The organism is Paraburkholderia sp. SIMBA_054 (assembly GCF_046534875.1).
In the GTDB taxonomy this organism is placed as follows: Bacteria; Pseudomonadota; Gammaproteobacteria; order Burkholderiales; family Burkholderiaceae; genus Paraburkholderia; species Paraburkholderia hospita.
Genome location: NZ_JAWRXV010000034.1, coordinates 14,300 through 39,510, shown reverse-complemented (window position 1 = coordinate 39,510; position 25,211 = coordinate 14,300). Strand labels below are relative to the sequence as shown.

General features: G+C 63.1%; 22 protein-coding genes and 6 pseudogenes. 16 read left to right on the top strand and 12 right to left on the bottom strand.

Annotation, left to right across the window (positions count from 1 at the left end; genetic code table 11):
* Window position 1: 1 nt before the first annotated feature.
* Both SB822_RS33575 and SB822_RS33570 read right to left on the bottom strand, forming a co-directional pair.
* On the bottom strand, window positions 2–652 hold the full coding sequence (locus SB822_RS33575; protein WP_086909995.1) for a cytochrome c3 family protein: 651 nt from the start codon (window positions 650–652) through the stop codon (window positions 2–4).
* A 942-nt stretch (window positions 653–1,594) separates the two neighbouring features.
* The gene (locus SB822_RS33570; RefSeq protein ID WP_086909996.1) at window positions 1,595–3,388 is read right to left on the bottom strand and encodes a thiamine pyrophosphate-requiring protein; all 1,794 of its coding nucleotides are present in this window, start codon (window positions 3,386–3,388) and stop codon (window positions 1,595–1,597) included.
* 163 nt (window positions 3,389–3,551) lie between these two features.
* On the opposite strand from SB822_RS33570, the pseudogene SB822_RS33565 reads away from it, so the two are divergent.
* The 5 genes and pseudogenes from SB822_RS33565 to SB822_RS33545 all read left to right on the top strand — a co-directional run bounded on the left by SB822_RS33565 (window position 3,552) and on the right by SB822_RS33545 (window position 8,974).
* A pseudogene (locus SB822_RS33565) lies at window positions 3,552–4,654 on the top strand (enolase C-terminal domain-like protein).
* A 56-nt stretch (window positions 4,655–4,710) separates the two neighbouring features.
* A pseudogene (locus SB822_RS33560) lies at window positions 4,711–5,661 on the top strand (hypothetical protein).
* The gene (locus tag SB822_RS33555; RefSeq protein ID WP_410856567.1) at window positions 5,654–6,301 is read left to right on the top strand and encodes a gluconate 2-dehydrogenase subunit 3 family protein; all 648 of its coding nucleotides are present in this window, start codon (window positions 5,654–5,656) and stop codon (window positions 6,299–6,301) included. Before SB822_RS33560 ends, SB822_RS33555 begins: the two are co-directional and overlap by 8 nt.
* Window positions 6,302–6,371: 70 nt before the next feature.
* Window positions 6,372–7,934: pseudogene (locus SB822_RS33550) on the top strand (GMC family oxidoreductase).
* Between the two features lie 38 nt (window positions 7,935–7,972).
* On the top strand, window positions 7,973–8,974 hold the full coding sequence (locus tag SB822_RS33545) for an SDR family oxidoreductase (protein ID WP_410856566.1): 1,002 nt from the start codon (window positions 7,973–7,975) through the stop codon (window positions 8,972–8,974).
* Between the two features lie 118 nt (window positions 8,975–9,092).
* Here SB822_RS33545 and SB822_RS33540 read toward each other — a convergent pair whose 3' ends face one another.
* Window positions 9,093–9,611, bottom strand: coding sequence for a divalent metal cation transporter (locus SB822_RS33540; RefSeq protein ID WP_410856565.1), 519 nt, complete (start codon window positions 9,609–9,611; stop codon window positions 9,093–9,095).
* Window positions 9,612–9,856: 245 nt separating this feature from the next.
* Between SB822_RS33540 and SB822_RS33535 the strand changes: the two genes are divergently transcribed.
* The 6 genes and pseudogenes from SB822_RS33535 to SB822_RS33510 all read left to right on the top strand — a co-directional run.
* Window positions 9,857–11,077 carry an NRAMP family divalent metal transporter gene (locus SB822_RS33535; RefSeq protein ID WP_086910001.1) on the top strand — a complete coding sequence of 407 codons (1,221 nt, stop codon included), beginning with the start codon at window positions 9,857–9,859 and terminating at the stop codon, window positions 11,075–11,077.
* Window positions 11,074–11,439: a hypothetical protein gene (locus SB822_RS33530; RefSeq protein WP_410856564.1), complete on the top strand. Its 366-nt coding sequence runs from the start codon at window positions 11,074–11,076 to the stop codon at window positions 11,437–11,439. The genes SB822_RS33535 and SB822_RS33530 overlap by 4 nt, the downstream gene beginning before the upstream one ends.
* Complete coding sequence (locus SB822_RS33525) at window positions 11,439–11,735, top strand: hypothetical protein (RefSeq protein WP_410856563.1); 297 nt, start codon at window positions 11,439–11,441, stop codon at window positions 11,733–11,735. Before SB822_RS33530 ends, SB822_RS33525 begins: the two co-directional genes overlap by 1 nt.
* Before the next feature lie 588 nt (window positions 11,736–12,323).
* Window positions 12,324–12,515, top strand: a complete 192-nt coding sequence (locus SB822_RS33520) for a hypothetical protein (protein ID WP_086910004.1) — start codon at window positions 12,324–12,326, stop codon at window positions 12,513–12,515.
* On the top strand, window positions 12,515–13,036 hold the full coding sequence (locus SB822_RS33515; RefSeq protein WP_086910005.1) for a hypothetical protein: 522 nt from the start codon (window positions 12,515–12,517) through the stop codon (window positions 13,034–13,036). The genes SB822_RS33520 and SB822_RS33515 overlap by 1 nt, the downstream gene beginning before the upstream one ends.
* Before the next feature lie 262 nt (window positions 13,037–13,298).
* Window positions 13,299–13,769: pseudogene (locus tag SB822_RS33510) on the top strand (cbb3-type cytochrome c oxidase subunit I); the annotation flags it as partial.
* 1,096 nt (window positions 13,770–14,865) lie between these two features.
* Here SB822_RS33510 and SB822_RS33505 read toward each other — a convergent pair.
* Window positions 14,866–15,165 (bottom strand): annotated as a pseudogene (locus SB822_RS33505) (chemotaxis protein CheB); the annotation flags it as partial.
* A 573-nt stretch (window positions 15,166–15,738) separates the two neighbouring features.
* Here SB822_RS33505 and SB822_RS33500 point away from each other — a divergent pair.
* Complete coding sequence (locus SB822_RS33500; RefSeq protein WP_410856562.1) at window positions 15,739–17,838, top strand: putative bifunctional diguanylate cyclase/phosphodiesterase; 2,100 nt, start codon at window positions 15,739–15,741, stop codon at window positions 17,836–17,838.
* A 588-nt stretch (window positions 17,839–18,426) separates the two neighbouring features.
* On the opposite strand, the gene SB822_RS33495 is transcribed toward SB822_RS33500, so the two are convergent.
* From SB822_RS33495 to SB822_RS33485, 3 genes are all read right to left on the bottom strand, one after another.
* On the bottom strand, window positions 18,427–18,684 hold the full coding sequence (locus SB822_RS33495) for a helix-turn-helix domain-containing protein (protein ID WP_410856561.1): 258 nt from the start codon (window positions 18,682–18,684) through the stop codon (window positions 18,427–18,429).
* Window positions 18,685–18,762 (bottom strand): AraC family transcriptional regulator, encoded by a 78-nt coding sequence (locus SB822_RS33490; protein WP_410856598.1) that lies wholly within the window; start codon window positions 18,760–18,762, stop codon window positions 18,685–18,687.
* A 214-nt stretch (window positions 18,763–18,976) separates the two neighbouring features.
* Window positions 18,977–19,318, bottom strand: a complete 342-nt coding sequence (locus SB822_RS33485; protein ID WP_165778964.1) for a hypothetical protein — start codon at window positions 19,316–19,318, stop codon at window positions 18,977–18,979.
* 397 nt (window positions 19,319–19,715) lie between these two features.
* On the opposite strand from SB822_RS33485, the pseudogene SB822_RS33480 reads away from it, so the two are divergent.
* Window positions 19,716–20,170 (top strand): annotated as a pseudogene (locus SB822_RS33480) (methyl-accepting chemotaxis protein); the annotation flags it as partial.
* Here SB822_RS33480 and SB822_RS33475 read toward each other — a convergent pair.
* Window positions 20,125–20,382: a hypothetical protein gene (locus SB822_RS33475; protein ID WP_133061240.1), complete on the bottom strand. Its 258-nt coding sequence runs from the start codon at window positions 20,380–20,382 to the stop codon at window positions 20,125–20,127. The pseudogene SB822_RS33480 and the gene SB822_RS33475 overlap by 46 nt on opposite strands.
* Before the next feature lie 531 nt (window positions 20,383–20,913).
* On the opposite strand from SB822_RS33475, the gene SB822_RS33470 reads away from it, so the two are divergent.
* The 3 genes from SB822_RS33470 to SB822_RS33460 all read left to right on the top strand — a co-directional run bounded on the left by SB822_RS33470 (window position 20,914) and on the right by SB822_RS33460 (window position 23,348).
* Window positions 20,914–21,096: a hypothetical protein gene (locus SB822_RS33470; protein ID WP_133061241.1), complete on the top strand. Its 183-nt coding sequence runs from the start codon at window positions 20,914–20,916 to the stop codon at window positions 21,094–21,096.
* A gap of 172 nt (window positions 21,097–21,268) precedes the next feature.
* Entirely contained in the window at window positions 21,269–22,984 is a 1,716-nt protein-coding gene (locus SB822_RS33465) for a response regulator (RefSeq protein ID WP_410856560.1), read from the top strand.
* A gap of 43 nt (window positions 22,985–23,027) precedes the next feature.
* Window positions 23,028–23,348 (top strand): hypothetical protein, encoded by a 321-nt coding sequence (locus SB822_RS33460; protein ID WP_410856559.1) that lies wholly within the window; start codon window positions 23,028–23,030, stop codon window positions 23,346–23,348.
* Window positions 23,349–23,463: 115 nt separating this feature from the next.
* On the opposite strand, the gene SB822_RS33455 is transcribed toward SB822_RS33460, so the two are convergent.
* The 4 genes from SB822_RS33455 to SB822_RS33440 are packed head-to-tail and all read right to left on the bottom strand — an operon-like array spanning window position 23,464 to window position 25,144.
* Window positions 23,464–23,691: a hypothetical protein gene (locus SB822_RS33455; RefSeq protein ID WP_410856558.1), complete on the bottom strand. Its 228-nt coding sequence runs from the start codon at window positions 23,689–23,691 to the stop codon at window positions 23,464–23,466.
* An 8-nt stretch (window positions 23,692–23,699) separates the two neighbouring features.
* Complete coding sequence (locus SB822_RS33450) at window positions 23,700–24,305, bottom strand: ATP-binding cassette domain-containing protein (RefSeq protein ID WP_410856557.1); 606 nt, start codon at window positions 24,303–24,305, stop codon at window positions 23,700–23,702.
* Window positions 24,277–24,588, bottom strand: a complete 312-nt coding sequence (locus SB822_RS33445; protein ID WP_410856556.1) for an ATP-binding cassette domain-containing protein — start codon at window positions 24,586–24,588, stop codon at window positions 24,277–24,279. The genes SB822_RS33450 and SB822_RS33445 overlap by 29 nt, the downstream gene beginning before the upstream one ends.
* Complete coding sequence (locus SB822_RS33440; protein WP_410856555.1) at window positions 24,560–25,144, bottom strand: hypothetical protein; 585 nt, start codon at window positions 25,142–25,144, stop codon at window positions 24,560–24,562. The genes SB822_RS33445 and SB822_RS33440 overlap by 29 nt, the downstream gene beginning before the upstream one ends.
* Window positions 25,145–25,211 lie beyond the last annotated feature (67 nt).

Below are 25,211 nucleotides of genomic sequence, written 5' to 3'. Positions count from 1 at the left end.
CTTAACGATGACAGGTCGAACAATCGGTCAGCCGCCGCGTATCCTGCAGATGAAAGAGCCGATTCAACTGCCCGATCTCCTGCTGCGACAAAGGCCGGGTGTCATTCATCGTGAACACGTCGGCGAGCGGCCGAATGTGCCGCGATGCATTGCGATGACACTGCAGGCACCACTGCATGTCGAGCGAGGCCACGCGCGCTGTCAGCGGCATCTCGTCGATCCGGCCGTGGCACTCGATACAGGCGACGCCCTTGTTGACATGGATGCTGTGATCGAAATACACAAAATCTGGCAGATCGTGCACGCGGTTCCAGCGAATAGGGGTATTGCTATCGATGCTTGCGTGCAGGGGCGCGAGTACCGGCGAATCGGTGAACAGCTGCGAATGACAAGTCAGGCAGATCTGGGTCGATGGCATCCCGGCGAACGCAGACTTTTCGACCGTCGTATGGCAATAGCGACAGTCGATGCCGTCATCGCCGACATGATGCTTGTGGCTGAAAGGGATCGGCTGTTCGACAGGCTCTTGCACCCTGGCGTCGGGCGCAGAGTACCAGCGCGCAGCAGTGATGGCGCCAACCACAAGCAGAAACGCCGCCATGGAGAACAACTTGATGGCAAAGACCGTTGACTGACTGAACGCTTGCGCCATGGAAGCACATCCCATCCGCTGAAGTGGGCCTCATCGGCCCGGCTAGCCGTGCAAATGCGATGCCAACCCTTACAAGACAAGGTTCACACCGCGAAGAATCAGCGGGCATTCGCGAGCGCGCGGCAGCGGTCGCTGATCTTCTTCGCGAGCGGGACTCCTCAGCCACGCCACCGTAACGTCTGTATTCTCACTTTTTGGCGAGGAGAATGCCGCTGTCGTTCTTACAATGAGTACCGGTACATTTGAGCCAACCCCGTAACACTCCGCTGCAGGGACCACGAGATGCGGAGACTGACGTTGATAAGCGCGTTTCTACATCATTTCGGTGATGTGCGAGAGTCGCCAGCAGTGAGCGCCCGCACGCACCGTTCCGCAGGGGAGTGTGAGCCGTCGCCGATTAAGCTCAGTATCTACAACGTCGAGCGCGGGACGCGACAGCCGATCGGGTCACTCGATGCGCGATGCTGACAGTTCGACGAGCCTGGAGACGGTGCCCCGGCGCTATGTCGGTCGTTTGTAATCCTGCTCTTCGAACGGAGATCGAAACTCACTCCCATCACAAAGTCTAGAGAGGAAATTACTGTCGCCTGACGGCATGGCGGCGTATGGCCGTTTCTACTGAACTTGCATGCGCAAGGTGGCTTGCTGATATCGGTCTGACATCGTCTTCGGGGTAGCCGCGGGATGCTCGAGAGCCGGACAATGCTGCACGAAGCGCCGCCGAACGAAGCGGGAGCCAGGATAGTTCTGGCAGCGCTGCAATAGAAGAAATCTTACGCGCGTGAAAGCCGCCGTTTCGGAACGCCCGATGTTTCGCTCGTTTGCCGCCTTCAGCAAGACGAAAGCGATGCAGCGTGAAATTTCACACTACGTACGATTTACGTCATGATGTGATATTTACATGAAGAACGGGCAAATGCATCACCACGCCTCGCTGTGCTGCTAGTCCTTCCCGCCGGGAATCACCGAGCCGAGCATCTGACGCGCAGTGTTGGCAATCACACTCCTTTCTTTCGGATCGCCTTCCATGAGCGTCCGCGCGAACGCGCGCGCCTGCGCGAGCGTCACATGGGGCGGCAGAGGCGGGACTTCGGGATCGGATTTCACTTCGAGCACGACGGGACGCTTCGCCGCCAATGCAGTGTCCCAGGCATCCGCCAGTTGCTCCGCGTTGTCCACGTACAGGCCCGTCAAACCAATCAATTCCGCGAAACGGTGATACGGCACGCTCGGTATCTGCTGCGAAGCGTCGAACTTCGGGTCGCCTTCCATCACGCGCTGCTCCCAGGTCACCTGGTTCAGGTCCTCGTTGTTGAGCACCATGCAGATCCAGCGCGGATCGGCCCAGCGCTTCCAGTACTTCGCGACGGTGATGAGTTCCGCCATGTTGTTCATCTGCATCGCGCCGTCGCCGACCATTGCAATCACGGGGCGGCCCGGATACGCGAACTTCGCCGCGATCGCGTACGGCACGGCGGCGCCCATCGACGCGAGTCCACCCGATAGCGACGCCATCATGCCGCGGCGAACCTTCAGATCGCGCGCATACCAGTTCGCGCACGAGCCGGAGTCGCTCGTCAGGATGACGTTATCGGGCAGGCGCGGCGACAGTTCAGTGAAAGCGCGCTGCGGGTTCACGCCATTGCTGGCGGGCTGATGGGCACGTTCGTCGAGCGTCTCCCACCAGCGCGACGTCCAGCGTTCGATACGCGAGCGCCATGTGTGGCCATCCTTTTCAGTCAGCAAGGGCAGCAGCGCGCGCAACGTCGCCGCGCTGTCGCCGACGAGGTTCACTTCCATCGGGTAGCGCAGGCTCAGCATGTCGGCCTTGATGTCGATCTGCACGCCGCGCGCGTCGCCCTCCTTCGGCAGGAACTCCGAATAGGGGAAGCCCGAGCCGATCATCAGCAGCGTGTCGCACGCATTCATCATTTCGTAGCTCGGCTTCGTCCCAAGCAGGCCGATCGATCCTGTCACCCACGGCAGATCGTCGGGCAATACCGCCTTGCCAAGCAGCGCTTTCGCCACGCCCGCGCCAAGCCGGTTTGCGACCGCGATGACTTCGTCGGGGGCGTTCAAAGCTCCGGCGCCAACGAGGATTGCAACTTTATGCCCGGCGTTGAGCACGTCGGCTGCGCGTTGCAGATCGTCTTGTGTGGGAATCACGGTCGGCCGCGAGTAGCCAACGCCCGAATGCGCTGTGCCGTGCTTGCGGGCGGGCGGCTCATACTCGAGATCCTGCAAGTCGTTCGGCAGGATCAGCGCCGTGACGCGCCGCTCCGACATCGCGATGCGGATTGCCCGGTCGACCATGTGGCGCACCTGGGCCGGGACGCTCGCCTGCTGCACGTACGAGCCCGCCACATCCTTGAACATCGCCGCAAGATCGACTTCCTGCTGATAGTGCGAGCCCAGCGCCGCACGCGCCTGCTGGCCGACGATCGCGAGCACGGGCATATGATCCATCCGCGCATCGTAGAGCCCTGTGATCAGATGCGCCGCGCCCGGCCCCGATGTCGCGATGCAGACGCCGAGTTCACCCGTAAATTTGGCGTGCGCGCTCGCCATGAAGGCCGCCATTTCCTCGTGGCGCGCCTGCACGAATTCGATCTTCCCTTCCGCACGATTGAGCGCGCCGAACACGCCGTTGATGCCGTCGCCCGGATAACCATACATGCGCCGGATGCCCCAGTGATGCAGCCTGTCGACGATGAAATCGCCCACTGTCATTGCCATGAAAGTCTCCCGCAGAAGAGAAGTCTTGCAGGTCCTCGTGCGGACACTGCGCCATCTGTCGAGACAGCAAACGTCGCGCCCCGTCCGGCGAAATCGGCCTGTAAGGTACAGCCATTGCTGACCGGTCAGTAGCTCAGTCCGTCGCTCAACGAGCCCACCGACCATGCACGACGCCGCGCCCATCACCCGAATCACCGCACAGGTCTGCACGATTCCAACCGATGGACCCGAAGCGGACGGCACGTTCGAATGGAACGCGACGACGCTGGTCGTGGCGGCGGTCGAAGCCGGTGGCATGACGGGCATGGGCTATACGTACAGCGATGCCTGCGCGGCGCCGCTGATCCGCCACACGCTTGCCGATGTGCTGCTCGGCGAAGATGCCTCCCAAGTGCAGCGTCTGTGGCTGCGGATGCAGCGCCGCGTGCGCAATCTCGGCCGCGAAGGCATCGCGGCAACAGCGGTCTCCGCGCTCGACTGCGCGCTCTGGGACCTGCACGCAAAGCGCCTGAACGTGCCGCTCGTCACGCTGCTCGGACAGGCGCGCGAGCGCGTCCCCGTCTACGGCAGCGGCGGCTTCACGACCTATACGCACAGATGCGCGAACAGCTCAGCGGCTGGGTGCGCGACGACGGCTGCCGATGGGTAAAGATCAAGATCGGCACCGAACCGCAGCGCGACCCCGCGCGCGTGCGATGCGCGCGCGAAGCGATCAGCGGCACGAGCGGCCTGTTCGTCGACGCGAACGGCGCGTTTGACCGATCGACCGCTATGCGCTTTGCCGTGCGTTTTGCCGAACACGATGTGCAATGGTTCGAAGAGCCCGTCACATCGGACGACCTTTCGGGATTGCACGCGATCCGCTCAGCCGTTCCCGCCGGAATGCACATTGCGGCGGGCGAATACGGCTATACGGCGGACTACTTCAGGACGATGCTCGAAGCAGGCGCCGTCGATGTGCTGCAGGCGGATGCCAGCCGTTGCGGCGGCATCACGGGCTTCATGCAGGCGGCGCAGCTTGCGGCTGCGTTCCATGTGCCGCTGTCCGCGCATTGCGCGCCCGCCTTGCATCTGCATGTCGCTGCCGCTGTTCCAGGGCTGCTTCATCAGGAGTGGTTTCACGATCATGTGCGCATCGAACGCATGCTGTTCGATGGCGCGCCGCGCGTGCGTGACGGCACCATCGCGCCCGATCTCTCGCGTCCGGGCTGTGGCCTCGAATTCAAACGCAACGATGCGCGCCGTTTCGCGGTGAACGGGACATGAACCTCGATAACGGCATGATGCTAACTGACGCACTCCATGTATTTCGATCACGCTGAATGACCATGACAAGAACCACGCTTTACATACTCGGTGCGCTATTCGCGACCTCTGGCGCTGCCGCGCTGACAGCGAAGAGGAACAGCACACCTGCCCGTCTTCTCTCGACGCGTTCCGACGCATCAGGCGGCGCATCGCACGCGCACATCGACGCCGCGCGCGGTTTCAATCACAGTTCCGCGCTGCTCGCGTTCTCCGCGCTGGCCGATAGCGCAGTCGAGCACTATCGCGGTTCGTTCGGGAACCGCGCGATGATCACGCCGCTTATCTCGGCGACCAGCTCACTGCTCGCCGGATTGCATGGTGGTGCGGATCGCACGGAGGCCTCGCACGACGTCAGGCACGCGGTGTATCTGGCCGCGGCAGCAGCGGGCATGGCGGGCACGGCGTTTCATCTCTATAACGTCACGAAGCGGCCAGGCGGCTTCAGTTGGCACAACCTTTTTTACGGGCTCCCCTCGGCGCGCCGATGTCGTTGCTGCTTTCGGGCGCGCTCGGCGCCGTGGGCGAACAGTTGCGCAATCAGCCCGCCACCGATCCCCGCCTGTTCGGCATGCCGGCCGGCAAGGCGCTCGCGCTCGCCGCAAGCATCGGGCTTGCGGGTACGGTGGCCGAAGTCGGTTTGCTGCACTTTCGCGGCGCGTTCCAGCATCGCGCGATGTATGCGCCCGTCCGCGATCCCGCCGCTCGCGGCGTCGATGCTCGCGCACGCCGCCCTCTGCGCGCCGCGCAAACGCTGGATCACGCGCATCGTCTTGCGCGTGACGGCGGCACTCGGCCTTTCCGGCACGCTCTTTCACGCGCGCGGCGTTGCCCGCAGCCACGGCGGCTGGTGCAACTGGTCACAGAACATTCTGGGCGGCCCGCCATTACCCGCGCCGCCCGGCTTCACCGCGCTCGCGCTCGCCGGCCTCGCTGCGTTGCGCATGAGGGAAACAGAACATGAATGACGCCCGGTCTCTGCCCGACTATCCCGGCTACAACGTGCTCGACAAACGGGACTCGCCATCATGGGACGACGCGACCCGCACCGTAATTGACGAGCGCATCGCCACCGCCGACGAGCCCGCGTGGTGCAACGTCGTCCAGTGGCGCGCGTTGCGTGCGCTGTGCGCGGTCGTCATCCCGCAACCGGACTGCCAGCTAGTCAGCCGGCCGCTGGTGCAGCTTGCTGCCCTCGTCGATCGGAAGATTGCGACGGGCAAGAGCGACGGCTATCGCAACGCGCGCCTGCCCGCATTGCAGGACGCGTGGCGCATCGGTCTCGCCGCGCTCGATGACGAGAGTCTGCATCGGCACCACGCCGTCTTCGCCGATCTCGACGAATGCGCGCGCATCGGCATGGTTCAGGCGATGCAGCACGGCACGCTGGCGCGCGACGCGTGGCGGAACATGCCGTCGCAGCTCTTCTTCACACAGCGCGTACTACCCGACATCTGCACCACGTACTACGCGCATCCGTCGGCATGGAGCGAAATCGGCTTCGGCGGCCCGGCCAATCCGCGCGGCTACGTGCGCATGTACTTCAACCGGCGCGACCCATGGGAAGCCGAGGAAGCCACGATACGGGAGAACGGGCGCGCTCGATGACGCACTTCGCCATCCTCGCGGCAAGGACGGCCGCGCGCCCGACGTTTTCACGCGCGGTGGCTGGCTATCGATGCGCGAGTATCCGTAGAATGAGGAAGTCGATTTCGTGATCGTGGGTACGGGCGCGGGTGGCGGCACGCTCGCGTGCCGCCTCGCCGAAAAAGGCTTCAAGGTCGTCGCACTCGATGCGGGCGCATGGTGGCGGCCACTCGAAGAACTCGCTTCCGACGAGAAGCATCAGTCGAAGCTCTACTGGACCGACGAGCGCATCGTCGATGGCGACGACCCGCTCGTGCTCGGTGCGAACAATAGCGGCAAGGCGGTTGGCGGCAGCACAGTCCACTTTGCGATGGTGTCGCTGCGCTTCAGGCGCGAGTGGTTCAAATCGCGCAGCCTGCTCGGCTATGGCGCGGACTGGCCAATCGGGTGGCAGGAGATGTGGCGCTACTACGCGTACGTCGAAGACGCGCTCAAGATCGCAGGCCCTGTGCGCTACCCGTGGGGACCGAAACGGCCGCGTTATCCGTTTCGCGCGCATGAAATGAACGCGGCGGCGCTGGTGCTCGCACGTGGCGCCGACGCAATGGGCATCGGCTGGAGCCCTACGCCGCTCGCGACGGTCTCCGCGCCGCGCGGCAAGGCCCATCCCTGTGTCTATCGCGGCTTCTGCGTGTCGGGCTGCGCGACAAATGCAAAGCAGAGCGCGCTCGTCACCTGGATACCGCGCGCCGTCCTCGCGGGCGCCGAAATCCGCGACCTCGCGATGGCTGGCCGCATCGACGTGAATGCGGTGGGACACTCAACGGGCGTCGAGTATCTGCGCGAAGGCCGTTGGCAGTTTCAGCGCGCGCGCCATGTGGTCGTCGCGGGATACGCGATCGAAACGCCTCGCCTGCTGCTGATGTCGGCCAACGACCGCTTCCCGGACGGCCTCGCGAACCGCTCCGGGCTCGTCGGCAAGAACCTGATGGTGCAGTCGAACCAGGCCGTGTGGGGTGTGCTGGACGACGAAATACGCTGGTACAAGGGACCGCCTTCGCTTGCCATCTCCGAGCACTGGAACTACACCGACGCAGGCAAGGACTTCTTCGGCGGCTATGCGTACATGAGCTAGGGGCCGTTACCCGCCGTGTGGGCACAGACCCAGTTCGGCCGCGGGCTTTGGGGACAGGCGCTGCTCGATGAAATGCAGTTGTACAACCATCAGGCTGGCTTGAAAATCGTCGGGGAAACGCTGCCGCAGGAACGCAACCGCGTGACGCTCGCCGACGAGAAGGATCAGTACGGTTTGCCCATCGCGCGCGTGACGTGGAGCTATTGCGACAACGACAGGCGGCTGATCTCGCACGCGCTCGGCTTCATGACGCAGGCGCTTGACGCCGCGGACGCGAAACAGGTCTGGGCGCAACACGACGACACCTGCCATCTGAACGGCACCGCGCGCATGGGCGACGATCCCGCGACCAGCGTGGTCAACGCGGATTGCCGCAGTTGGGATATCCGCAATCTTTGGATTTGCGACGGTTCGGTGTTTCCGACCGTGGGCGGCGTCAATCCGTCGCTGACATTTCAGGCGATTGCGTGCCGCACGGCGGACAGGATCGAAGCGCTTGCTGCACGCGGCGAGCTATAAATGTGCATCGCGCGAACGCGACCTACCAGGAGGTGAATGTGCGCAGTCTCAGGAAACCTCAGACGGTCGTCATCACGGGCGCGACGGCGGGCGTCGGCCGTGCTGCCGCACTCGAATTCGCACGGTACGGCGCCGACGTCGCGCTGCTCGCGCGCGACGCTGACGCACTGCACGACACCGCGCAGGAAGTACGCGCAGCGGGCGGGCGGGTGCTGTCCATCGCGGTCGACGTGAGCGACGCCGATGCCGTCGATGCCGCCGCCGGCTCCATCGAGTCGCGCCTCGGTCCAATCGACGTCTGGGTGAACAACGCAATGGTGACGGCCTTCGCGCCAGTCGATGAAATTTCGCACCGTGACTTCGCGCGCATCACGGACGTCACGTACCACGGCTTTGTATGGGGCACCATGGCCGCACTGAAGCGGATGATGCAACGCGATCGTGGCGTGATCGTTCAGGTCGGCTCGGCGCTCGCGTATCGCTCGATCCCATTGCAATCGGCATACTGCGGCGCGAAGCACGCGATCCGCGGCTTCACCGACGCCTTGCGCTGCGAACTGCATCATCGACGCAGCCATGTTCGCGTGACGATGGTCCAGATGCCTGCGCTGAATACGCCGCAGTTTGACTGGGCCGAAAACAGCATGGCGCACGCCCCGCGCCCCGTCGCGCCCATCTTCCAGCCGGAAGTCGCGGCGCGCGCGATCCGCTGGGCCGCCACACATCGGCGCCGCGAAGTGTGGGTGGGTGCGTCGTCGATCAAAGCGATCGTCGCGAACCAATGGGTGCCCGGCTGGCTCGACCGCTATCTCGGACGCACGGGCGTCGATGCGCAGCAGGACACGCGCATCGCCGCAGCCTCGCGGCCGTCGAACCTGTGGCAACCCGTCAGCGCATTGCATCGCGTGCGCGGCCGCTTCGATGCCGACGCATCGCCGTCGAGCGCGGCGTTCTGGCTCGATACCCATCGCGGCCTCGCGGCGCTCGCGGTGGCTGGGTTCGCCGCGCTGTGCTTCGGCGTCGTCCGTCGCCCGGGCTGAGCATGGGGTTGCGAATCGAGGACTATGCAATGCTCGCGGACGGGCAAAGCGCAGCCCTGGTCGGCAAGGACGGCTCGATCGACAGGCTGTGCTGGCCCACGTTCGAACGAGTCCCTGCTTATCGGTCGCCCGGAAAACGGCTATTGGCGCATCGCGCCCGATGGAGCGCGGCGGCTGCACATGAAGTGGCAAGCCAGCATTGACTGCGAAGCACCCAGTGAGCACTGGGATCGCCTACGGCTGAGTGTTTCGTGCTCGGCAGCACAAGTCTGGACATGATGAGGTGTACTGTCGAGCCGTTCAGGATCGCGCTCCAATCCAACAGGCGCAGCAGTTCCGCATGCACGCAAGTCAGCGCCACGCCGGTGGCACCGCCCAACAGCATTACGATCAGCAGGGGAAGCGAGACCCGCCGGTCCGCAAGCGCCTTGTCCTCGCTTTCGAACATGCCACCCACCACCGCGTGCGCCGCCGAACCCGCCAGAGGCGATACAGCAAGCACCGCCGTGCCAATGAATGCGAGCGCCAGCACGTGTGGTGCGATGGGATACGCGGCGGGGTCCAGTACATTCGCTGCGCTGTCTATATCCGTCAGACCGCGACCATTCGCATAGAGTGTTGTGGCCGCTGCCGCCATGATGACGAAGCCGATTGCGTTTGAAGAACACAGTGCGAATCAGTGTGTCCCTTCGGGCCTTGCGAAATCGCTGCTCAAGCAAGCGGGGCAAAGGTATGCCGATAAACCGGGGACCGTCCCACTACCGCCGTTGCGCACGGCGCCGCCCCGACACACGGTCCGCTCGCCACGCCGGGTGCCGACGCGTAGCGCCGGCGGGAACGGACGATGCTTGAACACGGTGTCTTCAGGCGGAGCCAGACGGGATGAAAAAACTGCTCGAAATCTCCCTCGGCGTCGTCACGAGCGTCGGCGGGTTTCTGGAGATGGGATCACTCTCGACGGCCGCGCAGGGCGGCGCGGCGTTCCGCTTCCAGCTGGTTTGGCCGATTGTCCTCGGCACGCTATGTATCCTCTTTCTCACGGAGATGGCGGGCCGCTTTGCCGCGGTGAGCCAGCACACAATCGCCGCGGGAATTCGCGACCGGTTCGGCATCAGGTTGTTCATGTTGCCGTTCCTCGCAACGCTGACTGTCAATGTGCTGGTGCTGTCGGCGGAAATCGGAGGTGTCAGCATCGCGCTCGAGATGGCAACCGGGGTGAAGCACCCGTGGTGGGCGCTACCCGTCGCGCTGCTTGCGTGGTTCACGCTGTGGCGCGGCACCTTCGGACTGATCGAAAAAGGCGTGTCGCTACTCGGTCTGGTCACGCTGAGCTTCGTTGTCGCGGCGGTGGTGCTCCGGCCCGACTGGCATCAGGTGGCGGCAGGCGTGCTGCCCAGCGTGCCCCATCACGATCGCGCGAACTACTGGTTCACGGTGGTCAGCATCCTTGGCGCATCGATAACGCCGTCCCTGTTCCTGTTCTATTCGTCTGGCGCGATCGAAGATCGCTGGGACCGGAGCTATCTCGGTGCAAACCGCGCGATCGCGACGCTGGGCATGGCATTCGGCGGCACCATTTCGCTGGCCGTGCTGATCACCGCGGCGTGCGTGTTTCCCGCACACGGCATCACGCGCATCGACGACTATCCGCACTTGCCGCTGATGCTGGTCGCGGTCTTCGGCTTCTGGGGCTTCGTGCTGTTCGTCGCGTCACTCGCGTTCGCGTGCTTCGGCGCGACCTTGCAGATCGCGTTGCAGCAGGCGTACTTCGTAGCGCAGGGCTTTGGCTGGAACTGGGGCGAGAACCGCAAGCCGCGCGACGATCCGGGGTTCAGCCTGGTCTATACGTGCGCGCTCGTGATCAGCGCGATCCCGATTGCGGCGGGCGTAGATCCCCTTAAACTGACGGTGTTCTCAATGGCGCTGACCGCGGTGAGCCTGCCGCTCACCGTGGTTCCGTTTCTGGTGCTGATGAACGACGAGAGCTATGTCGGACGTCACCGCAACGGCGCGGTTTCCAATGCGGTGGTCATTGCCATCGTAGCGCTTAGCTTCGTGCTGGCAATTGTCGCACTGCCGCTGCAGATACTCGGAGGCACATGATGGACCTCGTGCGGGATGTGCTCGACAAGCAGGTGGTGGATCGCCACGGCAGGAAAATGGGCCGCGTCGATGGTCTCGTCGCAGAGCTAAGGCCGGGCCGGCCGCCCGAACTGATTGCAATCGAGATCGGCTCGGTAGCGATGGCACGACGCATCGGGGAGCGCACCGCACGGTGGGTCGCGCGGCTCGCCACGAAAATCGGTGGCGCGCGATACGCGCAGCCCTACCGGATTCCCTGGAGCAGCATCCGCCGCATCGACATCGACATCGAGGTCGAAGTCGATGCACCCGGCACGCCTTTCGACGACTGGCAACGCTGGCTGCGCGAGCACGTCGTCCAGCGCATTCCGGGGGCACGGTAATGGCGCACTTCAATGTCGATCTAACCCTTGGCCGGCGCGTGCTGTCGCGAGATGGCAAGCCCGTCGGACGCATCGAGGCGATTCATGTGGTGCGTAGCGGCGACGCGTGGGTGATCACTGAATTCCACGTCGGCCCGGATGCCGTGCTCGAGCGACTCGCCGTGGGGCTGTTGCCGCGACTGCTGCGTGAAGCGATGCTGCACGGGAGCCGCTCGCACAGTCATCGGATTGCGTGGCACCGGATCGACGTCACGGATCCGCGGCACCCACGGCTGGTTTGCGATGACGAGAACTGAATAGCCGTTCATGACAGGACAGCAGGTTGTGCCGACACGAGATTCGCGGTGACCCTGGCACTGGCGATGTCGTCGCGGGGCGCACAAGCTGGCGATCTGGACAAGGGTGGTGGTCCGAAACGGGCAAGTACTGCGGCACGCGATCGAGCATGCGGCGGTGCGACTCAGACGCTAGACGGCACGCCGCACGTCCACTGCGGTCGGAGTACACGATGACTACGGGCCAGAAACAGCAGCAAGGGGGCGAAGGCAAGCCCCCGATCCGGACACCGCCAGGTCGGAGGGAGGCGAGACCTTCGAAACCGACATCTCGGAGACGGGCGAAGATGGCACGACCGTCCGTCAAGCCGAAGTTCGAAAGGACGACTTGTCCGAAACCACACCGCCGTCCCAGGACGACAAATCGTGAAGCTGAAATAGCATCCCGGCACTCGTGCGGCTGCACCTGCAGCTATGTAACGTCACTGCGCCCGGATCAGGCCGAGAGAATGTTCGTTCCACAGAGACGATGGCCGCAGATGCCGCCTGGCACCGCGATTCCGATCATTGCCAGTTTCTCTTTATCCCCTTGCGAAAGGAAACAACGCGATGCAAACCGATCCGACAATCGACCCGGTCGCAGACCCGGCCAATCAGCCAATTGACGATCCCGCGCAACAACGTCGTCCCGCGCCCGGTCTGCCGCCAGACATGGACCCGCTTGCGGCTGCGCCGTCGCATGATGAAGAGGAAAGCGCTCCGCGCTCCACTGTGCGGGATGAACGGGCGAGCCCCAGGTAGTGGCCGCGCGCGAAACATCGTCGCTATTTCACGTCGCCGAACGAGCGGTGGTGGCGCTGTATGACGGCGGCGTGTTGTCGCCGGCGGTCCTGCAGCGCGTGCTGCAGGCATTTATCGGCACAAAGGTGAAGTGGGAGACTGAAACCGAAATTCGGTCCGTCGACGGCCATACGTTTCGCGACATCGTTGTATCGACGTTAATGCCAGGCCACGTGCCGGAAGTTGGCGCGCGGGAATTCGCGCGGATCATGGCGCATCTGGGGGCGGTCACCGAAGCGGCCGGCAAGGCCCGCTCCAAATCCGCCAAGGCGCCCACGAAGCATGAAACCGGACAGGACCGGGAAGAAAGATCCGACGATGACGATGCCCTGATCGACCAGCTTGGCGTCGCAAGCCGTCCAAAGCGGCGCACAGATAAGGAGGCGCCTGCGCGCAAAGGCACCTCGGCGCCGTCATCCGGTTCCGGACTCTCGACAGGCTTCAATCCATTGCTTAATCCCAAGATACCGCGTAAGCGCTGAAGCGCATGGCGTACCCGAGGTAGCCCGCTCACTCTAAGTGGCCGCATTGGCGACGCGCATTTAGGCACAGCGACATTGGCGTACATGGTTTTCGTCTGTAACGCCCTTTCCGACATCTCCCGCGCGACGGCTTTGCTCGTCAAGCCATGAGTCTGCATGTCGCATGCCGCGGCATGCCCCACCTGCCCGGCAGCTCGGCGAGACCCGACGCAAAAAGCCCGTTGTACAGGATTCGGCAGATCAGGCTCAGATTTGCTGGCGCATGGTCATCGCGTTCGGCATTGCGCTGCCGCTGGACGCATGGCAGATGCTCGCGCGCAGTCCGCTCCATCCGTGGATCGGCGAGCCTGAGCTGTACTACCGCTCGGTGACGGCACACGGCACCGTGATGCCTACGTGCTGCCGACCCTGGGCAATGGGCTTCGGCTATGCGATCGTCGAGCTGGCGCTGCAACAGGCGCTGGTCGGCGCGCAGTGGGCACGGGCCGCGTTCATCCTGCTCATGATCGGCGCGGTGATGGCGATGGTGCCCGTCGCGGCCGGCCAGGCCTCGGTGCTCTTCACGTTCTATCCGCCGATGACCGGCAGCCCGGTCTATTACCTTGGTGTCGTGCTCGCCTTGGTCGACTCGTGGATCTGGGTCGCGCTGATGGGCATCAACCTGGGCATCTGGAAGCGTGCGCCCTGCCGCACGACAATGACGCGGCATGGCTACCCAGTCCCACTGGCGTTAGCGTCGTGGAGATCGTGCCATCGGCGAACAGCGCGTCGATTTCGCGCGCGGACAGATCGGCGGCGGACGCAGCAACCGACGACTGGCAGCCAGATGAAGCAGCGACTACATGTTACATGTCTTGCATGCTTAAGCTGCGTCCAAACCCGGCCGGATGGACCGACGTTCGGCAGTGAAGCACCATGTAGACGGATGCGGAGGGAAAGATGACGACACTGCTGGAGTAGTGACAACGGACACTGGACACTACCACGACCGGACCCACGCAGGCTTTGCGGGGGCGCTCACAACGATGGATGATCTCGATGTCCGCGACCTCCCGTTGATGACGACACTGACCTATCGCGACATCGTTGTACGTGCAATATCCGTTGTCTGTGGTCGATCTCAGTACATACGGCGTATCATGAGCTCACCGCCGAACCGCTGCCGTGAAGGTGCGTTTTCTGTGCGCGCCCCATCGTTACGCCGATCATGAACGCAAAGTTTGTTAATAATCCTGACAAGCCACCTCCCGCTCGCAAGACCCCGAAGCGCGAGCCGTCACCGCGCAAGGATGAGCCTGGACCGGAACCCGGCGCCCCGGGCGGGCCGCCTGATTGCAAACCGGTTGCGCACGCCCGCTGTTGATGCGGTTATCTCAACGCCACGGAGCCGACTATAACCGCCGGAACGCGGGCGCTCCGGACGCCCTGTCCTCACATGAGAAGTGTTGTTCGACGAACTCCGACAGGCTGTATCGCCTGATCCTCTAGTCGCCGATGTTCCAGTTTTGTCACGATCCCGTACAAGAGAGCATGTTGATGGCGTATTCGGTAACGCCTCGTACGAGCAGACGGAACTGTTCCTCCGTCGCATGACGCTTGCGGCTTGGTGTCGAGAAGGCCGGCATATTTGGCACCGCCAGGCAGGCGACGCTGTCCCGATACACCGGATAGCTGACGCTCTGAAGGCAGACCCTCCGCCAGCGACGTGATCGACGCACGTGCGCTCCCTGCTCCGGTCGATGTACGAACTTCAACAGCCGTTGGCCGGTCCCCGTGATGCGCGGGTGCGCGGTCATTGCTGTCACGCAGCGAAGGTCCCCCCGCGCCCGTTACGGCGTGTGCGCGCCAACAGCCGCGCGCAACTCGGCCAGCTTGCGGTTCTCGTCGATGCGGGCCTGCTCCAGCGCCACGTCCTCGTCACTACCCATGCGCTGTGCCCACTGCTGACGTTCGTGCGCGAAGATCATCCGCTCGTGCACTGCACGGATGGCCCCCCAGATCGCATCTTCGGAACGGTCCGCGCCGGCTTCTTCAAGCGACAAGGCGGAAAACGCGTGCCCCGTATGACACCGGTAACGCAGGGGACGGTCATCACGGATCCGCCACAGCACGCCGCTGCAATTGGGACAACGGCTGCACGCCTTCCTCCTGTGCCGGGTTCACTGCGGGCAGCGGCCCCCATTGCGACAACAACTCGGGGAGTACGCTGCGGTGCCGGCCAATGTGCAGGACAACGCAGAACGAACCCGTCGGGTACCAGATTTGCGACCAATGTTCTCAGGACGGGGATTCCCCCGCGCGATGCTGCAATGACTACGGCGTCTCGGCGATCCATAGAGCCTCCTGCCAGCACTGCAGCATTGCACGGGCCCCTTTTCGCGCCCGGTCGGAGCGCGCCCAGTTACGGACAGCGGGAGGAAACGCGCTGACGAGGCCGGCAAAATCAGAGGCTGCGGCAGGTCACCATAACACGTCGTCGACGCCGTAAAACCATAGAATACGTCCGGTGCGGGTCTTCCATCTTCCGCGATGCAAACGCGTGAATTGCAGTCCGATGCAGGCGGATGCATAAAGTTATCCGCCAGATTGTCGATAGAACAGCGGGGAGCATGCGCCGCGTGCCGATGCGGCATGACCGTTCGAAGCAGAACCGCAAGAAGAGGCAGTCGCGCAAGACTGATACTGAACAAGAGAGAGGGCCGATGACCGGTGTCTACAACCCGCTGCTGGTCTGCCTGTCGCTGGTGGTCGCATTCCTTGCGTCCTACACAGCGGTGGAGTTGTCCGGCGGCCTGAATACGCTCACGAGCACGAAACGGCGGCCGCTGTGGCTCGTCGGTGGCGCGGTGTCGATGGGCGTCGGCATCTGGTCGATGCACTTCATCGGCATGCTGGCGTTCTCGCTGCCGATTGCGGTCGGCTACGATCTCTCGAGCACCATGGCGTCGCTGTTCCTCGCGATCTGCGTGTCGCTGATCGCACTTGCCACCGCGAGCCGCGGCGCGCTGTCGGCCAGGCGCCTGTGCACCGCAGGGACGATCATGGGCGTCGGCGTCGCCGCGATGCACTTCACCGGCATGCACGCGATGCAGATGTCGCCGGGGATCACATACACGATCTGGAAAGTCGCGCTGTCGGTGGGCGTGGCGATCGCCGCCTCGATGGCGGCGCTTTGGCTCGCGTTCACGCTGCGCGCATCGGACGTGGAGAACCTCATAGTCAAGCGGCTCGGCGCGGCCTTCATCATGGCGCTCGCGATCACTGGAATGCACTACGTCGGCATGAGCGCGGCCAATTTCGCCGCCGGCAGTCTTTGCCTCTCCGGCGGTAAGCTCGATGCGAACTGGCTTGCGCTCGTCGTCACCGCGACGTCGTTCACCATGCTGGTCGGCACGCTCGCCTTGCTTGGCTTCCATACGAGCAGCCTCTCCATCTCGCTCAGGCACGCGAACCGGCAACTGCATTATCTCGGCACGCACGACGCGCTGACCAATCTCCCGAACCGCCAGCAACTCTCATTGCGCATCGGGCAGGCGGTCGCCGAATGCGCACGCAGAGAATCGCCGTTCGCTGTGCTCTTCATCGACCTCGACGGCTTCAAGTCGATCAACGATTCCCTCGGCCACCGCGTCGGCGACGACCTGCTTCAAGTGTGCGCGGAGCGTCTGCGTCAGGACTTGCGCCATACCGACATGGTCGCACGACTCGGCGGAGATGAATTCGTGATCGTGGTCGAGAACGTGGCCGATGCGTCGTCCGCCGGGGCGGTTGCAAATGGCGTCCTGCGGCGGTTAAGCCCGGAGATCGTCGTCAACGGATTGCCGCTGCGCGTGAGCGCGAGCATCGGCGTTGCATTCCATCCTCGTGACGGCAGCAATGCCGACGAACTGCTCCATAGCGCGGACGCCGCGATGTACGCGGCGAAGCAAAGCGGGCGCAACACGTTCCGCGTGTTCGAGCCGCAGATGAACCACACCACGCTCAAGTCGCTAATCCTGCAACGCGATTTGCATCGTGCGTTGGTCGACGGCGAACTGGGTATGTCATTCCAGCCGAAGTTCAGCGTCGCATCGCAATCGGTGACTGGCGTCGAGGCACTGCTCCGCTGGCGTCATCCCGAACTCGGCGAGATTCCTCCGCTCGAATTCATCCCCATCGCGGAGCGCTCGGGCCTCATCGTCGAGATCGGCGATTGGGTATTGCGTGAGGTCTGCCGCAACATTGCGCTATGGGACGCGCACGGACTGCCCGCGGTCTCTGTGGCAGTGAATCTTTCGCCGATCCAGTTCAACGTACCAGATCTGGTGGCCCGCATCGACGCCCTCATCGGCGCAGCCGGCGTCGATCCCAGTCGCCTGATGTTCGAAATCACGGAAACAGCGGCGATGCAGAACATCGAGAAGACGAGTCGCACGATCGAAGCGCTGCAATCGCGCGGCTATACCGTCGCCATCGACGATTTTGGCACCGGATACTCGAGCCTCGGCTATCTGCAGCGCTTCAGTTTCGACCAGATCAAGGTCGACGGCTCGTTCATGCGCGATCTCGGCGCCGACGGCCAGCGCGGTAGCGCATTGCTGTCGGCCGTCTTGACACTCGCGCGCGCATTGCAGATCGAGGTCGTGGCGGAAGGTGTCGAGACGGAGTCGCAATTGCGCACGCTCAGCGAACTCGCCTGTGATCAGATGCAGGGCTTCCTGTTGAGCCGGCCGTTGTCTGCCGCGGAGTTCCTGGCATTCCTGCGTTCCGCTGCGGACAGGATCGTCGCCACCGGGAGCGCCTGCGCCACGCCCGCAGGGTGAGGACGGATGCCGGTCCCCGCCCTGGTTCGACGCTGCAACGATATCCCGGCTTCGCAAGATCGTCTCGACCAGCTATGGAACGCCGCCGATCCAATGCGCTGAACGACACATGGAACAACGCCTGCCATGGCGTGGAGAGCAGTGAGCCACAGCGCGCAGCGGTCATGCGCCGGAAGTTGTCGATGATGGTGCCCACGGCTCATCTCACTCGGTTCCACCGCGTGGCAGATGTGGACCTCCGTCATCAATCCGCCGAAGTTCTCGACATCGTTTAGGCGCACACTTCTGTGAGCGCGGCTAGCAGCATTTGTGAACACCAACAACTGTTGAGTATGTTTTTGCAGATACTATTTTTGGGACCTCCTGGCAAGAGCCAGAGCCGACGGCGGCCTTATAAGGACGGCGGACAACCATACAGGTTTGGCCTACAACCGTGCTTAGCCGCGGTCGGTGTTTTCCCGCTTCAACAGTGCGGCGGAGCGCCTTCAATCCATATCCAATTGGCCACGTTCGTCCCTTGCCGCAATATGACTTCCAGTTCGAGGTGAAAACGCTCGCGCGACGTCCGGCCTGACGCCGATCTGTCCGTTAAATCGCCTTCGTTGAGCGCCTGATGGCTGCCGTCGAGTCGGCGCCGGAAAAGTCCTCGGCTCTCGTTATCCGACCCTCGAGCCCTTCGGCCGCTTCAGCACTGCGGGCCGCCCACGTGCGCCAGACACTTGGGGATGTGCCAACGACTCGCTTGAAAACCCGACTGTAGTGAGCGTAGTCAGCGAAGCCATAAGTGTGCGCGATTTCGGTCAGGCTGGAATCTCCTTTCAGCAGATCCCGCTGAGAGCCGCGCACTTATTCTCCCAAACGCCAACTATGTGGTGTCGTTCCTGTGACGCGCTTAAACACACGGAGGAAATGCCGCCTCGACATCTTGACTGAAGCTGCTACAGCGTCTATCGACTTACCGGTACACAGGGTCGCGAGCATCAAGCCCCTCGCCGTTTCAATAACGTCAAGCTCGCTCGACGAGCGGCTGTCTTGCGCTTCGCTCCGCGAACCGCTACTTTCGTCTTGCCCAATCGGGAGGCGGCTGATTCGTTCCATGTTGCAGAGGACCAGAGGCAATGGGTACACCATCTTGTCCCTAGGCAAATGTGTCGCCTAGCCCCGCGCCGTCAAAACACTCTTGATTTTGAATCAATAATCGACCGCGAAGCGGCGAACGCATCGCCGTGTGTTCGATCGGGCCGCTCAAAAAAGCGGTGAGCGTGCAAATTTGGAAAGGGGTCTTCTCTCTCAATACAGCGCTACACGCAGCGAGTTCAAGATCCCGCTGTCGACGCAGGCACCGATCCATCACTCTGGATCGGCCGGTTTGCGACGCGCTACCTGGCATCGCCAGGTCGTCTCGAGTCTGCATCGGAAAATCTACTTCATGAAGCCGGATCACGCCGTCGGAAAGCCTGGCGTTCTGCTGTTCATTCACGGTGGCGTCTGTTATTCGGAGAAGGCAAGGATCTCAATGCGTTGCAGATGTCGCTGCGCGCAGTGCTCGTGTTTTTCGCGGCTCTTGCCTTGATTCGCATTTCGGGGCGCCGCTCTCCACTTCAGTTCGAGGAACGCCCTTTCGGCTAGTTGATTTGACGACCTGCCGCGCTGGTTTCCCATCGCGTCCGCCCGGCTTTACGCTACCGTCGAGCCGCGGGACCGCAGGCAACACGTCGGCGATGCGGCCCTCGACGGGTAACCATCCCTGATTTCGAATATCTGGCTATTGCCGTGTGCAGACTCGTGACCCGGGTCTTGGAGCCGGGCGACAAACTGTTGCTCCAGGCCGCGTCGCGTTGCGGTTCCTGGGACTCATTGAAAGCATCGGCTTCTAGACGAACATCCTCGTGTTGAATGCCGCCGGCGAAGCGGCGCGCGCAGGCGAGGAAGGCCGCGGCTTCGCGGTGGTGGCAGGCGAAGTACATATTCTCGTGCAGCGCCCGGCGCAGGCGGCGAAAGCGATCAAGGGAGCTGATCGCCCGTTCCGTGAATGAGATCCAGAGCGGCCGTTTCGCTTGCCGGCGATGCGAGTCGCACGAGGGCGACGTGAACCAGGCCGTGGCGCGCGTTTCGCAGAACGTCGAAGAGATCGCGGCGGCTTTCGCAGAACAGGGCCGCGGCAATTCGAAAGGTCAACCAGGCGGTCTCGCAGATGGACACCGTGACGCAGCAGAATGCGGCGCTGGACGGACAGGCGCGTCGGTTGCGCGCCTCGTCCTGCCTGCAATGCCTTCCCCGGCAGCATTACTGGCTGACCCTACCCGTCTTGCCTGGCGTCGATGCGCCTTGAGGCGACATCGCCTTGGCCCGTTTGTCCATCAGGGTGTCGGGCTTGTTGACCTGACTGCCCTGAGCAGCCGTGTCGTTCATCCGTTCGACGGCGCGACCCGGCTGCTCGGTCGTCGTAGCGTTGCCTGCAGAAGGCGCGTTGCTCCTCTCCTGCGCCCCCAGATGTGTTCCCGCGATTATCGACAGTGCGACCGCCAGCGTCATTCTTTTCATCGCCCCCTCCATTGCGCAAGGTGCGCGTTCCATGCCACAAGGCATATGCCAGCGGGTAGATACGCGCTACCCTGCAACGAGCTCTACTGAGACGTCGATTTTTCACAATGGGTTGGAAGAGAATGCCTGAGCCGAGTACCAGGGCACTGATGGCACGCGCCGGACGCGTTGCCAGCGCGCCGGCCCACATGCAGAAAGAACAGGCGCCCGTCGACTCGTCGACTGCTAGCCCAACGGGTTCTTTCAGTTCCTCGGGGCACTCGCCACACTCAACAAAAACAAATGGATCCGAGCCCAAGAGACCGCGCGTCCGACCCGTACGAAGACCCGACTTCTCCGGTGAACTGCCACCCCGTCGCGGAACTTCGCGCAACGAGAAAAATTCTGCTTGTTCTGCTCGCCATCGCCATCGTGCTGCCCGCCGTGCTGCCTTGCCGGCTACGAATACTGTGACTATCAAGCCGGTTTGATGAGGCCACCAGGTCAAACGACCGTCTCGCACGTGTGGCCGAGGAGCAGGCGCTCAAGGTCATGGACCTGAACATTGAACTGGTCTCCCGTGTCGAAGAGCTTCTCAACGACATGACGGACGATCAGGTTCGCCAGGAGGAGGCGGCCATACCGGAAACGGAGCGCTATCGCTGGGGCTTCCCGCAGGTCGCCGCGATTCCAGGTACCCGCAGAACGAGCGGCCTTTCTGGCGTACCGGGCTGATCACGCGTCGCGTCGCTGACTCGGAGCTTCACAAATCCTCATTACCGGGAAGCGATACGGGAAAAATTGACACCTGGCAGGTTGTCATCTAATGTAAAACTTGCTGCTTATCGCTGCCTGATCTATCTATCGCTCACGCGCGGACCGCCAGGCGATGCCCGGGGGCACGTCCATGCCGACCCTATCAACGGCCATCAGTACAGGCGCTGCCGAACTGCGCCGACGCGCGTCCCGTGCGCCGGAGTACGAGCGCGAAAGCCATGCCCTGGTCCGCCTCGCGAGAGCGCAGACGGGACCGCGCGACCTGCTGCTCCGGACAGTCGTTGATGCGGCGCTTGACCTCTGCCGCGCAGGAAGCGCGGGTATCAGTCTGCTCGAGGAACCCGACGGCAACCGGCAGTTTCGTTGGCTCGCCTTAACAGGTGAAGTCGGCGCCCTGCAAGGCAAACTGACGGCGTGGCGCGACTGCCCGTGCGCGGCTGCGCTGGACGCCCGGGAGTCGCTCCTGTTCATTGACCCCGCCGAGACATTCGAGGTTCTTCATGGCTTGCAGACACCTGTGAGCGAGGGCCTCGTTGTGCCAATCGAAACCGACGGCGTGCCTCTCGGGGCCATCTGGGTGATGTCCCATTCAACCGCTCGCCGGTTCGAACGGGAAGATGTGCGGCTACTTTCCAGTCTGTCAGCGGTTGCCGGTTCGGCAATCAGACTGACGACCGTTCGCGACGAACAGGCTGACGACTGCCGGCAAAGGGACGAATTTCTTGCCATGCTCAGCCATGAACTGTTAGGGCCAATGGGACCGATTGACAACGCGGTCACCGCTGCGAGGGCGTATTGTGTGGACAATGAAAATGCACTGGTACTGCTTGGCATCGCACAACGCCAGATAGGCCGGTTGCGTACGCTGATGGATGACCTGCTGGATGCCGTGCGCCTGCAGCATGGGAAGATGCGGCTCGATATCAGGAACGTCTCGCTGAAAGAAGTCGCTGCCGACGCAGTGGCGTCCGTGCAGGATGGCCTCTCAAAGCGCCGGCAACGGCTAACAGTCGTCGGACTGGATAAGGACATTACCTTGTCCGCCGACTACGCCCGCGTGACCCAGGTGCTCACCAATCTGCTGTCGAATTCTGTGCCCTATACCCCTGAGCGGGGGCATATCGCGCTCGCCGCGAGGCGTGCGAGCGATGGTCAGACCGTGAGCATTACTGTACGGGACAACGGCGAGGGGGTATGTTCGGAAGACCTGCCGTCTGTCTGCGACCTCTTCGTGCAGTCATCCGCGACCCAGAGGGAGCGGGACGGCGGACTTGGCGTGGGGCTCGCTGTTGCCAAACGAATCGTTGAGCTCCATCAGGGCACGCTCGATGTCTTCAGCGCCGGCGCTGGAAGAGGCACGACTGTAACCGTAAGGCTGCTGGCGGCCGACGGACCGCAATCGGCTAACGACGATAACGCTCATGGCGAGACGGGCGGTACCGGCGCTGCGGTCAAAGTGCTGCTGATCGACGATTGTGAAGATGCGCTGAGAGCGCTTGCAACTGTGCTGTCCCTTGATGGTTATGCGGTTGAAACCGCAGCTAGCGGTAGGGCGGCGTTGCGCCTGCTCGAAATGAGCCGCCCCGACGTTATCATCGCGGATATCGGACTGCCCGATCTCGACGGCTTTGAACTGGCCAAGGCAATCCGGCGGGACAAATCGCTCGATGCTGTCCACCTCGTCGCCCTCAGCGGTTACGCGGACGAGACCGACCGCACGCGCGCATTCGTGGCTGGATTCCAGGCCTTCATCACCAAGCCCCTGTCAATCGAAAAGCTAAGGGCCACTATTGCCGCACGGCCGAGGTCCTCCACGGATCAGTTCCCGTCTGAGCCGGGGCCCTAGCCGACACGGCGACACGCGCTTCGACCCTTTCTGCGTTCACCAGATGATGGACGATCTGAATATCGGCGCGCTGCCGGTTTGCGATGGAACGAACCGGGTCGGCATGCCGGCGGATCGCGATCGACCCACGGCAAGGAAGCGCGACGCGCGAAGCAACTCGAACTGGAAGGGTGGCCGTTTCCAAAGCATCGTGCACAGCAATGTGGCCGGAATCCAAGGTCCGCGCACGGCGCTGGTCGACTGGCTCGACTCGATGGGTTTCATCGAAGCGGACCCGGACACCGTTTGGACCCACCCGGACGTTGCGCGAGGCGGCAAAGCCATGACGACAGTTGCCGAAGGTGCCCATCGTGATCGGATGTGAGCAGCGACAGGTCGAGAAAATCCACGTCGAGATGCGTGCGCCCGGGGAGTGCTTCTATCCGCCTCGCAAGACGAAAGCTGGGACTCGGTGGTGGTTAGCCGGGTACGTTGCGGGGTTATCGCATCGTGGGCAGTATGATGCTTTGGTCGATCTCGACGTTGATTGCGAGCCGTATGGCTTTCTCATATTGCCGGAGCCATCGCGAACAATGGGCGAGGAAGAAAACAGACTCGATCATCAGGGCCACCGCTTCCCGGGCGGTCATTATCAGTTGCGCGGTGCGCGCCGGTATTTTCGGTTCCAGTTGAGCCTGCGGGACACCGGAAGGTTGTTGTCGAGTCATCCCCCAGATCAGTGGTCCAAACGCAGCCTTCGCGATCCAAGGCCGGCATCAGGCGTGCATGGTAGTGACCCGACGCTCCTGACGAAGCAGCACATCGCGGTAAATGCCAAGCCGGCGCGCGAGTTCCTGCGGTGGCCCATCGCCGACGAGCCGCCCATGCTGGATGACGACAATGCGATCGAAGTTCTGCAACGTAGACAGCCGATGCGCGATCGCGACCACCTGCGTCCCTTCATCAGTCTCTCCAGCGCGGCCAGGATCACCGCTTCCGATGCGCTGTCGAGCGAGGAGGTCGCCTCATCGAGCAGCAGAATCGGCGCATCCTTCGGAAACGCGCGGGCAATCGCGACGCGTTGCCGTTGTCCGCCCGAAAGCCGTGTCCCGCGCTCGCCCACGATGGTTTGCAAGCCACCGGGCAACGATCGGATCAGATCCAGACAGCCTGCGTGCTCGCAGGCTTGCAGCACCTGGGCTTCCGTCGCGTCGGGGCGTCCATAACGCAGGTTGTCAAGCAACGAACGATTGAACAGCGAGATGTCCTGAGGCACGACGCCGATCGCATCGTGCAGGCTGTTCAGGCTGATGTCACATAGGCGCTGGCCCGAGATGCTCACGGCTCCCGAGCCGGACGGCGGATCGAACGAATTGCAGCAGCGCGAGCACGGTGCTCTTGCCCGCACCGGAAGGCCCGACCAGACCGACCCGCTGGCCCGCGTCGATATGGAGACTGAAATGATCCAGCACGCGACGGCGGCCGGCGTACGAAAACGTGATGTTCTCGAAATCGATGTTCGCGTCGCGGATCTGCAGTGGCGGCACGCCCACGTTCTCTTCCATTTCGCGCGGCATCAGCAGCGACTGCGCGACGTCAGCGAGCCGCGCAACATGCTGCGTCATGTCCACGAGCGCCACGGCGAGGTCGCGCGTGCCCATGCAGGATCGCGAAGCCGAGCGAGCTGACCAGCACCACGTCGCCCGTTGTAGCCCTTTCTCTTGTCCAGAGCCAGAGCACCCAGCCGAGCAGGCAGCAGGACAGGAGCACCGTGAGGGTCGCGTGCAGCTGCCTGAGCTTTTCGAGGTAACGCAGACTGACCTGACGGGACGCCATCTCGTCTTCGATACATGTTCCGAAGCGCAGGCATTCACGCGCCGTGGCGACAAGCGTCCGGACGGTCACCATATTACGATCACATCGATCAGCTCGCCGTCGACGGATGCGGCGCGTGAAGCAAAGTGCACATGACGCGCTCCGGCCTTCTTCGCCAGCCAGAACAGAAAGGCAGTCATGCAGATGGAAATGCCCGACGAGCGAAAACGCCATCCATGCACTCACCCAGCCGATAAGCACGACGGCCCCCACGACCGACAGAAGCGGCTGCAACGCACTCCAGGCCGAGGTGTTCTCGACCGTGAAAATAGCATTGGCGGTCGCCGAGATTCGGCTTGCCAGCATGCCCGGCTGCGCGTTTGAAAAATAGGCGGGCGAATGGCCGGTCAGATAGCCGAACAGTTCGCGGCGC